At 57.0% G+C, this 14595-nt stretch carries 10 protein-coding genes and 3 pseudogenes; 6 read left to right on the forward strand and 7 right to left on the reverse strand.

Features of this window, described 5'->3' with window-relative positions:
- Nucleotides 1-81 precede the first annotated feature (81 nt).
- Nucleotides 82-300 (forward strand): hypothetical protein, encoded by a 219-nt coding sequence (locus WBQ96_RS27990; RefSeq protein ID WP_336556307.1) that lies wholly within the window; start codon nucleotides 82-84, stop codon nucleotides 298-300.
- 210 nt (nucleotides 301-510) lie between these two features.
- Here the strand turns inward: WBQ96_RS27990 and WBQ96_RS27995 are convergent, their stop codons facing one another.
- The 6 genes and pseudogenes from WBQ96_RS27995 to WBQ96_RS28020 form a co-directional block, all read right to left on the reverse strand.
- Nucleotides 511-1863: a calcium-binding protein gene (locus WBQ96_RS27995; RefSeq protein ID WP_165121715.1), complete on the reverse strand. Its 1353-nt coding sequence runs from the start codon at nucleotides 1861-1863 to the stop codon at nucleotides 511-513.
- A gap of 350 nt (nucleotides 1864-2213) precedes the next feature.
- The gene (locus tag WBQ96_RS28000; RefSeq protein WP_336556308.1) at nucleotides 2214-2477 is read right to left on the reverse strand and encodes a hypothetical protein; all 264 of its coding nucleotides are present in this window, start codon (nucleotides 2475-2477) and stop codon (nucleotides 2214-2216) included.
- A 443-nt stretch (nucleotides 2478-2920) separates the two neighbouring features.
- Entirely contained in the window at nucleotides 2921-4258 is a 1338-nt protein-coding gene (locus WBQ96_RS28005; protein WP_165121713.1) for a calcium-binding protein, read from the reverse strand.
- A 229-nt stretch (nucleotides 4259-4487) separates the two neighbouring features.
- Entirely contained in the window at nucleotides 4488-6527 is a 2040-nt protein-coding gene (locus tag WBQ96_RS28010; RefSeq protein ID WP_336556309.1) for a matrixin family metalloprotease, read from the reverse strand.
- A 282-nt stretch (nucleotides 6528-6809) separates the two neighbouring features.
- A complete protein-coding gene (locus WBQ96_RS28015) occupies nucleotides 6810-8504 on the reverse strand; it encodes a calcium-binding protein (RefSeq protein WP_336556310.1) in 1695 nt (564 codons plus the stop codon).
- Nucleotides 8505-8967: 463 nt separating this feature from the next.
- Nucleotides 8968-10049: pseudogene (locus WBQ96_RS28020) on the reverse strand (Tn3 family transposase); the annotation flags it as partial.
- Between the two features lie 382 nt (nucleotides 10050-10431).
- On the opposite strand from WBQ96_RS28020, the gene WBQ96_RS28025 reads away from it, so the two are divergent.
- From WBQ96_RS28025 to WBQ96_RS28045, 5 genes and pseudogenes are all read left to right on the forward strand, one after another.
- The gene (locus WBQ96_RS28025; RefSeq protein WP_336556311.1) at nucleotides 10432-11118 is read left to right on the forward strand and encodes a response regulator; all 687 of its coding nucleotides are present in this window, start codon (nucleotides 10432-10434) and stop codon (nucleotides 11116-11118) included.
- A 1-nt stretch (nucleotide 11119) separates the two neighbouring features.
- Complete coding sequence (locus tag WBQ96_RS28030; protein WP_165120919.1) at nucleotides 11120-12409, forward strand: HAMP domain-containing sensor histidine kinase; 1290 nt, start codon at nucleotides 11120-11122, stop codon at nucleotides 12407-12409.
- 103 nt (nucleotides 12410-12512) lie between these two features.
- Nucleotides 12513-13142 carry a methyltransferase family protein gene (locus WBQ96_RS28035; protein ID WP_165120918.1) on the forward strand — a complete coding sequence of 210 codons (630 nt, stop codon included), beginning with the start codon at nucleotides 12513-12515 and terminating at the stop codon, nucleotides 13140-13142.
- Between the two features lie 108 nt (nucleotides 13143-13250).
- The gene (locus WBQ96_RS28040) at nucleotides 13251-14096 is read left to right on the forward strand and encodes a DUF3313 domain-containing protein (protein ID WP_336556312.1); all 846 of its coding nucleotides are present in this window, start codon (nucleotides 13251-13253) and stop codon (nucleotides 14094-14096) included.
- 31 nt (nucleotides 14097-14127) lie between these two features.
- A pseudogene (locus WBQ96_RS28045) lies at nucleotides 14128-14378 on the forward strand (hypothetical protein); the annotation flags it as partial.
- Nucleotides 14379-14391: 13 nt separating this feature from the next.
- On the opposite strand, the pseudogene WBQ96_RS28050 reads toward WBQ96_RS28045, so the two are convergent.
- Nucleotides 14392-14595, reverse strand: a pseudogene (locus tag WBQ96_RS28050) (LysE family translocator); the annotation flags it as partial.

Consider the following 14595-nt stretch of genomic DNA (forward strand, 5'->3'; position numbering starts at 1 on the left):
CAGTTCGAAATTCTTGCCGCATAATTGGCCTCAGATCAGGCCTCTTTGTGTTTCCAGTCAGCAGTTGCAACAAAACCGGGCATGTTCACCACCGCCCGGCTAGACCAGTACTTCGGCGCCGGCAAGGAAGACCCTGTCGGCGCACGGGCCATTGTCAACGGCACGGATAAGAGCAAAACCATCTTCGAGTGGCACACGTTCGCAGCGTCGATCTACGGCATTTGCCGTATACCATCTCCGATGCAGATCAGACATTTTCGCATGGAGATCGCCTACCACTCGCGATCTAACAGCAAATGATGGAGAATCCGATGAAGGCAGTTTTGATCGCACTGGCGGTAATTATGTTCGTTCCAGCAGTCGCATCGGCGATGGCAAATCCTCAGCTGTACCCAAGGGAGACGAAGACCTCCACTGATGGCAAATAAGAGGTTCTGGCGCCTTCAAGGGACAGCTAAATGAAAGCCCGCCGCTCCGAAAGGGTGGCGGGCTTTTTCTGCGTTTCAGACTTCAGACGATGAAGAAGTCGTTGGCGGTCATTGCCAGTCCGGGCGAGAGCGTGGCGAATTTCGTTGCCGCCGCTCCACCGAGCCCGTCCTTGTCGAAATACAGGTCGCCGGTTGCCTTGTTGTAGATAATCCGGTCAGTCGCATCATGCGCGCCGGTGCCGATGTGGAAGGCGCCTACCGACAACCAGCCAGTGGCCAGACCCGCAAAGATAGCGTTCTCCATCTGGAACGAGTCCGCGAAGGGGACGTAATCGGTGATCTTGTCGATATTGTTCGATCCGAGAGGCGTGTTGAATACAAAGGTGTCGCCCCCGTTGTAGTGCCCCCCTACCAGCGTGTCTGATCCCTTGCCGCCGTTCAACGTATCACTACCCTCGCCGCCGCGTAGGATATTGTTGCCGTCGTTGCCAACGAGGGTGTTGTGAAGGCCGTTGCCGTTGCCGATAAGATTGGTTGAGCCAAGAAGCTCCAGCCGTTCGACATTGGCTCCCAGCGTCCAGTCGATATAGGAACGCACAGTGTCGGTGCCGTCGTTGTAGGTTTCGATGACGCGATCACCGGTCGAGGACACGACATAGATATCGTCGCCATCCAGGCCGTACATGGTGTCCTTTCCGGCCTTGCCGTCGAGAAAATCTGAAAAGTCGTGGTCCCAGTTTCCAAACAGCTTATTGTCCAGGGCGTTGCCTATGGCGACGCGTGCGGATCCATACAACTCAAGCGTCTCGATGTCGGCCGACATGGTCCAGTCGACATATGCCTTGACCGTGTCGTAACCTTCGCTGGCAAATTCGATTGTTTGGTCGCCAATGGCGTCCACGACGAATATATCGTTTCCTAACCCGCCATATAGCCTGTCTTGACCCTGACCTCCTTCGAGGCGATCGTTTCCACCCATGCCATAAAACGTATCGTTGCCTTCATATCCGAAGAAGATGTCGTTACCATCGCCGAGCTTGGCGACATCGTCCCCGGTTCCGGCATAGAATTTAATGTCCCCCAATAGATCAATAAACGTGTCAATTGATACGAACATGGCATGATAAGCTTGGACAAACGGAAGATTGTATTCGTCAATGCTGATCTCGGGAGCTTGTTCTCGCAGGCTTTGGAACACAAAGCCGTAGACCGTACCGGCTACAGGCGTCGGATCGTCAACATGATCTGTCGCGTATTCCAGGTTGAGGCCGGACCAAGTTGCGTCGTAGCCATCTGAATCTGCGCCTTTGTGTATCACAAGATTGGACGTCGACTTTTCAGTCGTGAGTGGACCCATCCAATTTATAAAATCCTGCAGTTCCTGGCGAAAATCGCTGTCCAAACCTGTGTGTGTGGATACTCCGATAGTCGTCATCGCATTTGCTCGAAATGTTCGGCAGCGCCCCGAAGCTCTACGACTAGCTCGACGTCGCTCGCGTGAAGTTGTGGCATCGCATCCTCCAATGAGAGGCCGGCGCGAGCTTGGGCGACTTGGGGGTCTCTCGCACCGGCCTTTGCAGCGACGGGGGTCAGCTGCGAACTCAGATAATCACCGAATCTCCTGCCGTGCCAGTGAATTTGGAGGGAACATTGCCGCAAGGCGAGCGTTAGCCTCCTGCCGCTAATTTCTGGGATTATGCGAGGAGCGGCAAACCGCCGGCGTTCACTCACTCCCCGGCGGCATAGAGCCCGCCTTCGCCACCCTCGCGACGGCGGGCTTCTTTTTCAAGCCTTCGGCATGAACGCGGCCCGCCGCGGTTGGCGATCACGGCCAAATATCTTACCTCTGAGCGATTTCGGCCTTTCGCCGTCAATGGCCTCATGAAAAGCAGCCAAAGCGTTTATCCAGACGATTGCCTTGAACGGCATATCAGCCTCGCCATGGAACCATGCGTTTACTAGCGATATGTCACATTCGAGTGCACTTGCGAGGATATCCGGCGTCCAGCGGATCTTGTCCAGGCACTCGCTCAGTCGTTCAGGCGTCATCTCGCCATTCCACTTTTAAGGCACTCGAGTCTACCATCTAACTTTGCAACCAGTAAGGTACGACAGCTTAACTTTCGGTTGCATGGAAAGCCGAATGTCGGACAGTTCTCATCGGGTGACTACTTGGGATGAGAGTGACTCGGACAAATCGTCCAACCAACACAATTGCAACGACAAACGCCACGAGGATGGGAACTATTGCAATCAGGATCGACGGGCGAACATGCTTTGGCCGGTTGTCGTTGTCCGGCCCTCGAATTGAAGGTTTCATCATTTACTGCAGCAGAGATTCGACCAAAGAAACGGCACCGAGAGGTTAGCCCGCTGCCGATTCGGGGTGTGTTGGCATTGCAGGTTGAGCCCTCCCCAAACCGCAGTGCTACGGACCCTCAAATAGGGCCGCTCCGTTTAGCCGTAACGGCCTTACTTCGCATTATTAAGTGTTACACCAGGAAGAAGTCTCCGGCCGTCATCGCCAGTCCTGGCGAGAGCAAGGCGAATTTGATCGCCGCGGCACCGTCAAGGCCGTCCTTGTCGAACAGCAGGTCTCCGGTTGCCTTGTTGTAGATGATCCGATCGGTTGAATCGTGGGCGGCACTGCCGGTGTGAAAGGCGCCCGCCGAAAGCCAGCCTTTTGCGAGGCCAACAAAGTACTTTGTGTCGAGCTGGATCGTATCCTGGGCGGGATTGTAATCGTTGATTTTGTCGATGTTGGTGGACCCGAGAGGCTTGTTGAACACGAAGGTATCATTGCCGGCGCCGCCGACCAGCGTGTCCGATCCCTTGCCGGCGTTCAGCGTGTCGTTGCCAGTCCCGCCACGCAGGATGTTCTTGCCGTCATTGCCGACAAGGGTGTTGTTGAGTGTATTGCCGTTGCCTGTAAGGTTGGCTGAGCCCTGCAACTCCAGCCGTTCGAGATTGGCACCGAGCGACCAGTCAATATGGGAGCGGATCGTGTCCGTGCCTTCACCGGCAAGTTCGATTGCACCGTCTCCGGTCGAAGACACCACATAGATGTCGTTGCCAAGACCGCCATACATCGTGTCTTTACCGGCAGCACCGTTCAGAAGATCGTTGCCAGCGCGGCCCCACAGCGCGTTGTTTCCGCTGTTTCCGACAATGTCGTTGTCGAGATCATTGCCGACGCCGCTCAGATGACCAGTTCCAAGCAATTCCAGCCGCTCGACAATAGATGAAAGTGTGAGGCTGATGGTGCTGCGAACCGTATCGGTTCCTTCGTTACTTAATTCGGAAACGACATCGCGCGCGTTATCGACATAGTAGATATCGTCGCCAGCACCACCGAACATCTCGTCAGCGCCAGCACCACCGTTTAGCGTGTCGTTGCCACCATAGCCGAAAAGGAAATCATCGCCGCGGTCGGTAACAAATTTGTCCGCATAGGCCGATCCGAACAGAATATCAACGCCGGTAGAACCGGTTACGTTGGCAGAGATATCGTAAGTTGCGATAATAAAATCAAAGAAAATATCGCTTAGGGAGTCGTAGTCAAAAATAGAGATACTTCCACTATAGAATGTACCCGGGCTCAACGTGGCTACGAAATCTACGAAGAGAAAAGGGTCTCCATCGCCGTATTGATATGCGCTGCCACTATAAGAGCCAATCTCGACATGAGCGTCGCCGTTAAAGGAATAGACGCCGCTCTCCTCATCGTAGTACCCGGGCAGATAGTATCCCATATGGACGCTTATCTGGTTTCCGGCACGATCCAACGTGAAGTCCGGCGATACGTATGTTTCTTCTTCAAGGATGATCATCGCTCTCCCCAACTAGCCCACTACGCAGACACAATCGATTGCAACCGGCGAGCAGATCGCCACAACCCTAAATATGCAGATGCAATACCCAAACATGGTGTGCAACTCCCAAATGGGGGGATCTTCCAGTTATGAAAAAGCTGAGCCTCAGATGGTGAGGGTTTCTGCGTAGCGGTTCCAAGCCATGACGCCGGCATGGTTCCGGGCCAGAGCGTTCGTGATGTAGTCACTACACGACAAAGAAGCCTCCTGCCGACACCGCAAGTCCTGGAGAGAGAGTCGCAAACTTCATCGCAGCAGCGCTCCCGGTGCCGTCCCGGTCGAAGAGCAAGTCGCCGCTCGAGCTATTATAGATGATGCGATCGTTGGCATCATGTGCCGCGTTGCCGATATGGAACGCCGCCGCTGCCAGCCAACCTGCCGCCAGGCCAGTGAAAATTGCATTTTCGACCTGGAGCGTGTCGTGTACCGGATTGTAATCCGTGATCTTGTCGATGTTGGTTACGCTGAAAGCGGCGTTGAAGAAGAAAGTGTCGTTGCCCGATCCACCTACCAATGTGTCCTTGCCGCCACCACCGACGATATAGTCGTTACCAGCAGCGCCGCGGAGAATGTTCGTTCCGCTATTGCCGATGAGGGCGTTGTTCAAGCCGTTGCCGTTTCCGACCAGATTTGTGGTGCCTTGTAGCTCGAGGCGCTCGATATTCGCAGCCAGTGTCCAGTCGACAGAGGATCTGACCGCATCCGACCCTTCACCGGCAAGTTCTATGGTTTTGTCGCTGGTGGAGGTGACGACATATGTGTCATTGCCTGTCCCGCCATACGCGGTGTCGGCTCCGGCACCACCGGTCAAGTAATCGTGGCCCGCTGCACCCCGTAGCGTGTTTGCCCCGCTGTTGCCGACGATCGTGTTGTTCAGGCTGTTGCCTGTTCCGACAAGATTGGCGCTGCCTTGAAGTTCCAGGCGTTCGATATTCGCTGCCAATGTCCAATGCGTGAAGGCTCGGACGATGTCCGTGCCCTGGCCGGCATATTCAATCGTCCGGTCTCCGGTCGATGAGACGATGTAAATGTCGTTGCCGGTTCCGCCGGTCATGGTGTCGTTGCCGGTGCCGCCATCCAGTGTGTCGTTGCCGGCATCTCCATTCAGAACGTCCGTGCCCGCACCACCGTAAAGACGATCGTTGCCGCTGCCGCCTGAAAGGTTGTCATTGCTGGCATCTGTGTCTTGAATCTCACCGGCAATGGTCCACGCTTCACTGATCGCCGCCCCAGTCACACCGTTTCGCGTCAACGATATCGCTGACCCGAACCAGTTTCCCTGCAGGCTGGAGCTTGTTCCACCCCAAAGGATATCATCTCCATCCCCGCCACTAAGGATGTCGGAGCCGAAGCCGCCATAAATCAAATCGGCGCCACTGCCGCCATTCAGATTATCGTTGTCCCATTCGCCGTGGATGTAGTCGTTACCCCCACCTCCATAAATCCGATCATTGCCATAATTGCCTAGCAATTGATCATTTCCACCGGTTGGCGAACTTGCGTCGTCATCGCCGTAGATTACATCAGCACCAGAATTACCGACGACAATATCTCTGCCAGCATTGCCGTAGAGCGTGTCGCCGCCGATCCCGCTCCATAAAAAATCGTCGCCTCCACCGCCGCGGATCGTCAGCGCGCTTGTAAGGCCATGCAGGTCGAACTTCTCGTTTGACCCAGTCCCGTAATATGCCGACGTGACATAGCCGTAGAGGGTGCGAACGCCATCAATATCGCCCTGGGCCAGATCATCGACACCTGTGAAGGCGTTCATGATCACGGGAGCGCCGTCATAATGGTCGAGACCCAGGGCATGACCAATTTCATGAAGTGCAACTGCGTAGAGGTAGGTGCCTGATCCAGTTGCGGAATTGGTCCAACTTTCCGCCGTGTCAAAGCGAATATCGGCATCCACAATTGAGTTGTCGAGAGTTTGATAATAACATTGACCGACCGTATTGCTCGGCCCGTCGATAGCGTCCCAGCCGAGCCGAACGTCCACATCGGACGAATCCGACACTTCCACAAAGTCGATGTTGCAGACGGACTCCCATTTCGCGAACGCCAGGCGGATCGCTGCCTTGTCGGCTTCTGTGGAAATCTGAGAATCCCATTGATAGGGCTGGCCGGAGTAATTGGCTGTGGCGAAGCTCCAGGTCACCTGACCGCCCGAAGTGCCATAGTTGCTTGAAGACCCCCACTTCGGGCCAGACAATGTATAGTCAGCCAAGATTACCCCCGGTTCGGCATGTTATTTTGCAATCAATAACCATGAACCGATCGGTTCACCACTCCCAGATGGGGAGTGAGCGCCTAGAGGATTTCATGATGCCAAATGCCGGTGAACATTCCCGGCATTCTGCACTACGACCTTTGCCGATTTCGATGTCCCGAGGTTTGGGGCTAACAACCTCCAATTTGCTGTCTCTGTCCCAATTAGGCAGCTCGGCCGGAGGCAACCGCTCGGTGGAAACGGCCTTAGAGGCCTTTGTCGGCTTTTTCGTTTTCTACTTCAGACGATGAGAAACTCTCCGGCCGTCATGGCCAGTCCCGGCGAGAGCGTGGCGAATTTCGTTGCCGCCGCTCCACCGAGCCCGTCCTTGTCGAAATACAGGTCGCCGGTTGTTTTGTTGTAGATAATCCGGTCGGTTGAATCGTGGGCGGCGCTGCCGGTGTGAAAGGCGCCCGCCGAAAGCCAGCCATTCGCTAGGCCGGTGAAAACCGAATTCTCAAGCTGGATCGTGTCCTGCGCGACATTGTAGTCGGTGATCTTGTCTATGTTGGTCGAACCGAGCGGTGTATCGAAAACGAAGGTGTCGCTGCCGACGCCACCGGTCAGCATATCCGTGCCGACACCGCCGAACAGTTTATCGTTGCCGGTGCCACCGTTCAGAGTATCGTTGCCGGCGCCACCGCGCAGAGCATTGTTTCCCGAATTGCCTACGAGGGTGTTGTTGAGCGTGTTGCCATTGCCAGTGAGATTGCCCGTTCCCATGAGCTCGAGGCGTTCGAGGTTGGCACCCAAGGTCCAGTCGATATAGGAGCGCACCGTATCGGTGCCTTGATTGGCACCTTCGATGGCGCGATCGCCGGTGGAGGAAACGATATAGATGTCATTGCCTAGACCGCCGCTCATCGTGTCGTTGCCGAGTCCCCCGTTGAGGGTATTACTTCTGGCATTGCCAGTCAGAGTGTTGGCAAGCGAATTGCCGATACCGTTAATATTGCCGGTCCCGAGCAGTTCAAGCCGCTCGATATTCTCGCCTAGCGTCCATGTAATGTAGGAGCGAACGGTGTCAGCGCCTTCGCCCGCCGCTTCAACGATCGTGTCTCCTGCCGAGGAGACGACATAAATGTCGTCACCGAGACCGCCGATCAAGGTGTCCTTGCCGGCAGCGCCATCCAGAATATCATTTCCTGCTCCACCGAGGATGCGGTCGTCACCAGTATCCCCGTAAAGGTAATCGATGCCGTCGTCCCCGGAAATGTAATCGTTCCCAGCTCCGCCGCGGATCGTGTCGCTATCGCCTCCACCGGAAATTCGATCGGCACCATCTCCGCCCCAAATGCGATCGTTCCCCCATCCGCCGCTTATCGTATCGTTGCCGGCGCCACCCCAGAGTTCGTCAGTTCCCCCTTGGCCGTTGAGAATGTCGTGGCCCTGGCCGCCGAAAAGCTGATCGACATAGTCGTTTCCAGTAATCTTGTCGTCACCGAAGCCGCCCCAAATCTGGGTTCCCGTCACGCCGGCAGCAACCGTTACGGCGTTGGATGCAGGGCCGAAACCGAAGCGTCCTGTCGCGGTTATCTCGTGGACGGTTGGGTCCGCAGTATAGAAACTAGGGCTCCAGCCCTCGGAGCTTTCGATATAGAGGTCAAAAGCAGTTGGCGCCCCGGCAGTGTTGGTGATGCGTACAAATACCGTTTGGTCCGCAGGCAGAGCCGCGATGTTGGCCGAACCGCCAGAAAGAAAACCGCCTGACGAAGACTTCAGGAGGGTTCCCGATGCCGAATAGACCTCAAATTTGGTCTGGTTGGTGTCGAAACTCCCTTGGCTGACGGCATAGAGGTAGTAGGGAACCCCAGCGATCAAGTCGAGCCTGACCCAGGCTTCACCGTCGAAATCAACTATTTCACCGCTGGCATAGCCATCCGTGGTTAGCGGGTTCCACTCAGCGAGATATGAATTGCTCGGTATCGTGACCATCTCAGCTCCTTGGCAGCTTCATCGAATCCAAAAGCTCTTCGCGCGAAGTGCAGAATTCGCGCAAAGAGCCCAGGCCGGATGAACTGCCTCACGCCATTGGCGGCTTGGATGAGGCCCACGTACTTCTGAGCACGGGCAGATTGCATACTCTCCCCGATACACGCAACAGGATAATTCTACCTAATTGGAATACTGCGCCCACAATTACGCGGCGCGGCGATGGGAAGCATAAGTTTTGGCTATCTCATTCCATATCCGGCACGTCGCCAGCCATAAACAGCGTCGTTGGCTCGCCGTACTCTCCGACGGTCGGATTTGCCTCCCGGCTCCAAGCGACTACGCCTGCATGCTTCCCAGCCAGTCCCTTCGCCGTTCTGATGGCACGATCCTCGGTCTGATGCTCCATGGGGTCGGAACAAGAACTGTTCCCAGCGACAAGCTAAGGTCGAACGGAGCATGAACGTCATGCGGCGTGGCGTAACCGACCCGGAAGTCTGAGCGACCGGAAGCCTTCAGGCATCTGATGTTCTGCATCCCAGGTGTAGATGCCGGTCAGATTGATGTGTTTCCAGCTCAGCGGGGAGATGTGCTTGAGCAGATGATCCGGAATCTCGCGGTGCATTTTGCGCAAGTGGGTGACGGCCCGTTGGATATAGACCGTATTCCAATGCACGATTGCGCTAACGACGAGATTGAGGCCGGAGGCGCGGAACGCCTGGCTTTCGAATGAACGGTCGCGGATTTCGCCGCGCTCGTGGAAGAAGACAGCGCGCTTCAGTTTATGCGCAGCTTCGCCCTTGTTGAGGCCGGCCTGGCAACGCCGGCGCAGCGATGGACTCGAGTACCATTCGATCATGAACAGCGATCGCTCGATCCGGTCAAGTTCCCGTAGCGCTTTTGCCAGCTGGCTTTCCTTCGGTGATGCTGACAGCTTCTTCAGGATCGCGGACGGCACCACGGATCGCGTCGTGATCGACGCCGCCAGATGGAGCAGATCGTCCCAATGATCGAGAACCAGAGTGGTGTTGATCGGCGCGCCGATGTGGTCGACAGCGCCGGATATGCATCGCCTTTCTCGAATGTGTGGAATTTTCGGTCCTTGAGGTTGCCCAGCCGAGGCGCGAAGCGTTTGCCGATCAGGGCGAACAATCCGAAGACATGGTCGCTTGCACCGCCCGTATCGGTGAAGTGTTCCCGGACGTCGAGGACCGTGTCCTGATCGAACAGCCCATCGAGCACATAGGCCGCCTCGCTTTCGGTCGGACTGATGGGCAGAATGCTGAAGTAGCCATACTGATCGGAAAGATGGCTGTAGAATTTCGATCCGGGTTCGCTGCCGTAATGCAGATTGATGTCGCCGCGCTTTGCGGCGCGGTCGCTTGCTCGGAAGAATTGGCCATCGGACGATGACGTTGTTCCGTTGCCCCACAGTCGAGAATGCGGATGGCGGGTATGTGCATCGGTGATACATGCTTGCGCCGCGCGATAGGTCTCCGACCGAGCGTGGAAGGTGCGCATCCAGCCTATCTGGTGAGCGCGTCGACCAAAGGTAAACCGCGCAACGCCAAGCCTGACAAATCGGACCGCAGCAGACAGGAGTCAGCAAGGCAATGCTGGGTCAGTTCGAGTGCGGCGGATCCATGCCGACTGTTCAAGGTGGGGCAGTCGCAACTGTTCCCTGCCGACCACCTCCACGGCTGCCGTGCTCGGACGGAGAGCGAGGCTGTTGTGATGGACTTGACCCACTATCGGTTCGTTCCGCAGAACGTCGTGGGCCGCGAAACGGCTGAACGCGACCGGTGTCGCCTGTCCATGCTAGCCTGGTGAACGTTAAGCGCAGTCAAATTGTGTTAAGCTAGGTAAAATACCGCCGCCCGCGCGCGTTTGTGCCTTATGGATGGGCGGCATGAATGACGGACGGAGTGGAATGAACAAAGTCCTCCTCATCGACGACGATGTCGAGTTGACGACGCTGCTGCAGGAATACCTGGTCGAAGAAGGCTATGACGTTGCGACAGGCACGGACGGTGGCACGGCGATCGCCGCCGCCGCGCGCAACGCGGTGGACCTGATCGTGCTCGATATCATGATGCCCCGAATGAACGGGATCGAGATCCTGCAAAGGATCAGGAAGCTGAGCCAGGTTCCCGTGCTGATGCTGACGGCGAGAGGCGATGACATCGACCGGATATCCGGCCTGAACCTCGGTGCCGACGACTATGTGGCGAAACCCTGTTCGCCAGGAGAACTCGCAGCCAGGGTGCGCGCGATCCTTCGCCGTGCGAACCAGCCTGCTGCCGGCGCAGCCACCGACACGCTGAGAGCCGGGCGGCTGGTGGTTCATCCAGGCAATAGAACCGCCGAATGGGATGGACAGCCGCTGGAGCTTACCGGCACTGAGTTCAGCCTGCTCGAAGTTCTCGCTCGCAATGCCGGCCAGTTGATATCGAAGCAAGACATCTCGAAACGGGCTTTTGGAAAGCCGCTGACCCCGTTCGATCGCCGCATCGATGTCCATATCAGCAGCGTGCGTCAGAAGCTCGGCCTCAGGCAAGATGGACAGTCACGGATTAAGTCTGTCCGCGGCCAGGGCTATCAACTTCTTTTGGACTGACATGCCTCGACTGTTTACGAAGTTCTTCGTCATAACCTGGCTGACGCTTGCCGCGTCCGTCGCGATTATACTCCTGACGCTCGACTTCTTTGAGACGCTTCCTTCCGCTTCGAAACTGGAACATCAGAAGCGGGAAGTCGTCCTCGAACTGATTGAAAACGTACTTGTCAAGGACGGTGAAGATGCCGCCCGGCGCCTTGCCGGCATAAGCGAGGACACGGTGCCTGTAGGCCTCACGATCTCCAGGATCGCGGATTCCAGCGCATGCACTGAAAGGAGCACGGCGGAGACGAGAACCGTCCTGAAGGACGGGATTTGCTACCGGATCTCGGCGCCTCAGCAATACAATGTCATTCTCGACACACTCGGTCCGTTCGTACCGGGGTTCGGTATTCTGATTTCAAGCGCGATATCGGCGGCCGCGCTCGCCCTGTATCTTATTCGTCCTGTTGCACACCTTCGCGACGGCCTGAACGCCCTCGCCCGCGGTCGTTTCGACGCCCGCATCGGGCACAAGATGGCAGGTCGGAATGACGAGGTCTCTGCGCTCGCGCACGATTTCGATTCCAGCGCCGCGCGGTTGCAGGAGCTGCAGGATGCACAACAGAGACTTTTCCACGACGTGTCCCATGAACTGCGCTCCCCGCTGTCACGCCTGCAGGCTGTTGGGGGTGTCCTTCGGCAGAACCCGGCGAAACTCGATGCCATGCTGGACCGCATGGACCGGGAGGTTGAACGGCTCGATGCGCTGGTCGGCGAAGTGCTGACCCTCGCCAGGCTGACAGCCGGTTCCCGTCTCCCGCTGAAGACGCAGACGCTGGATGTCATCGATCTCCTGAACGAAATCCTGGGCGACGCAGCGTTTGAAGCCCAGGCACGCGAGGTTTCGATCACCACCAATGTTGACGACAGCTTCCTTGCGGAGGTCGATGGCGAGCTGATTTACCGGGCGCTGGAAAACGTCATTCGCAATGCGGTCAAATACACTGCCGAACATTCCCAAATCACCGTGCAATGCGAGACGACAGGCGACCTCCTCACGGTGTGCGTCGCAGATCAGGGGCCGGGCGTCAGGCGAGACGAACTCGAACGAGTCTTCCAGCCGTTCTCCCGCGGTAACGACGCGGCGCCGAAAGGCGGGTACGGTCTTGGCCTTGCGATCGCCAGACAGGCCGTCGAGTGCCATGGCGGGCGAGTATACGCGTCGCTGCCGGACGCCGGCGGCTTGGTCATCATGCTGGAAATTCCCCGGCAGCCAGCGATGCACAGTCCGGCGAACGATCACGGCTGATCGCAAGTTTTACCCAACTTTACACTGCCTTTACGGCCATTAACGCTGGCATCGCTAAAGCTGAACCCTGATCCCGGTTCTTCAAATGCGAGAGAGTGGACCAATGTCGGTGACCACGGCGGTGTTTCAGCAGGGCAAGAGGATGAGGTTCCTCTGGCTGGCCGTCCCCTTGCTTTTGACGCCAATCCTATTGTCGCAGAGCGCCTGGCCGTCGGAGACCCTTCCTCGCCAAGGCATGGAATTTATGGGTTCGGCATTTATCATCCTATGTGTCGCGGGGCGGTGCTGGGCATCGCTGTATATAGGCGGACGCAAGAACCGAGAACTCATCACGAACGGCCCTTACAAATACACCCGCAATCCGTTGTATTTCTTTTCTTCCCTAGGGCTTGCCGGCATCGGCCTGACTTTTGGGTCACTCGCGATTGCAGCCTTCTACTTTTTGTTTGGATATCTGGTATTCGCTTACGTCTCAGCCCGCGAATCGACTGCTCTGGACGGGCTTTTCGGCGACGCTTACCGGGAATATTGCCACAAGGTTCCCGCCTTCTTCCCTCGCCTCCGGCGAAGCGCCGGCGACGTCGCGCATCAGTTGTCCTTGACGTTCAACCCGGTTGTGCTGAAGCGTACTGCTATCGACAGTTCCTGCTTTCTCCTGGCAATCCCCGGGTCCGAACTGATCGAATCGTTGCAACTTGCAAAACTCCTCAAGCCGTTGTTGCAGCTCTTTTGATAGTTGCTGCCGATCGCAAGTTTTACCGAACTTTACACTGCCTTTACCGCCATTAACGCTGGGGCCGGTAAAACCTGAACCCATGATCCCGGTTCAGGCGATTTGACAATGATCTTGAAGCTTCGACGACTTGAAATGCGGCCGCAAGCAGTGCTCTGCATGGCCCTGTTGTCATGGCTGTCCGCCTGCACGAGTGTGCCCTTGCGCGAGGGCACGTCGCTGGGCTCCTACGCCGGAATGAGCCCATCGGGCGGCACTCTCACGAAAGCAAAATTGCGTGTGGATCCGGCGCCGGTGCTCGCCGCGCAGACGGTGCGCATTGTGCCAACCTCAACGCAGATCGGCAGCGGTGGCTTCGATCCCGACGACCTGGCGCTCATCAGCAACGTGATCGATCGGGCGCTCTGCACCGACCTTAGCGATCGCTTCAAGATCGTGGTCACGAGCCAGCCGGCGGACCTCACCGTCCACGCGACGGTGACAAACATCGTTGCGACCAATCGTACGGCAGCGGCGGGTTCCGTCGTTGCGTCGCTCGGCGGCACGGTGGCAGGGCTCGGGGTTCCAATCCCGCGCCTTCCGATCGGCCTCGGCGGCCTGGCCATCGAGGCCGAGGCGGTCGACAAGGAGGGTTCGCAGAAAGCATCCATGCTCTGGTCTCGCGGTGCGAACATGATTACGACGAGAGCTAGAGTGTCCGCCGTCGGAGATGCCTACTCCCTCTCTTCGGCCTTCGCCGCGGACTTCAGCCGCATGCTGGTCAAGGGCAAGGACCCGTTCAAGGGAATGCCGGCGATACCATCGACGCAAAAACTGTGGGCCTCGCTCGGTGGCGATCCAAAATACGACGCCTGTAAGGCGTTCGGAACGGCTCCCGGCATTTCGGGACTCGTCGCCGCCCGATTTGGCCTGCCGCCCACCTGGACCGACAAGGGTGCCGCAGTCTCCCAATAGCGACAGAGAATATATGTCGCTAGAAGCGGCACTGGTTAGGTTCGTTAACGTCGCGTGGGATGGAGGGGGCCACGCATTTGTTCTGGACACAATGGTGCCACCTGCTTTCCAACGTTAGGGCATTCAAAAGGATTGAAAGTGGAGGCGGTTGATTTGGCGAAACAAACCGGCTGCGAGTGGCTCCATGTGGATTTTGAACCGCACCTCCGGTCAGCCAGACGACTCGATGACCAAATCGACGCCACCTCGCCCAACCGATCGAGCCGAGTTGCTTTTCCCTAAGGCTCTGACGGGTCTATTTCTTATGATTACCCGCAAAAGCAGCCGTCAAGCCAAGGCCGATGTAGACGAAACCGCTGACCCAGCGTTCAGCCTTGAGATAGCCAGGACTGCGCTTCAGCCACTTGCCGGCCGTGCCGGCAGCAAGTGCGTAGGAGCTGTCCGTCAGAACGCCAATCGCTGTGTAAACAAGCCCGAGAAAAGCGATCTGCGTTGCCAC

It is taken from the genome of Mesorhizobium sp. CCNWLY176 (assembly GCF_037153935.1).
Taxonomy (GTDB): Bacteria; Pseudomonadota; Alphaproteobacteria; order Rhizobiales; family Rhizobiaceae; genus Mesorhizobium_M; species Mesorhizobium_M zhangyense.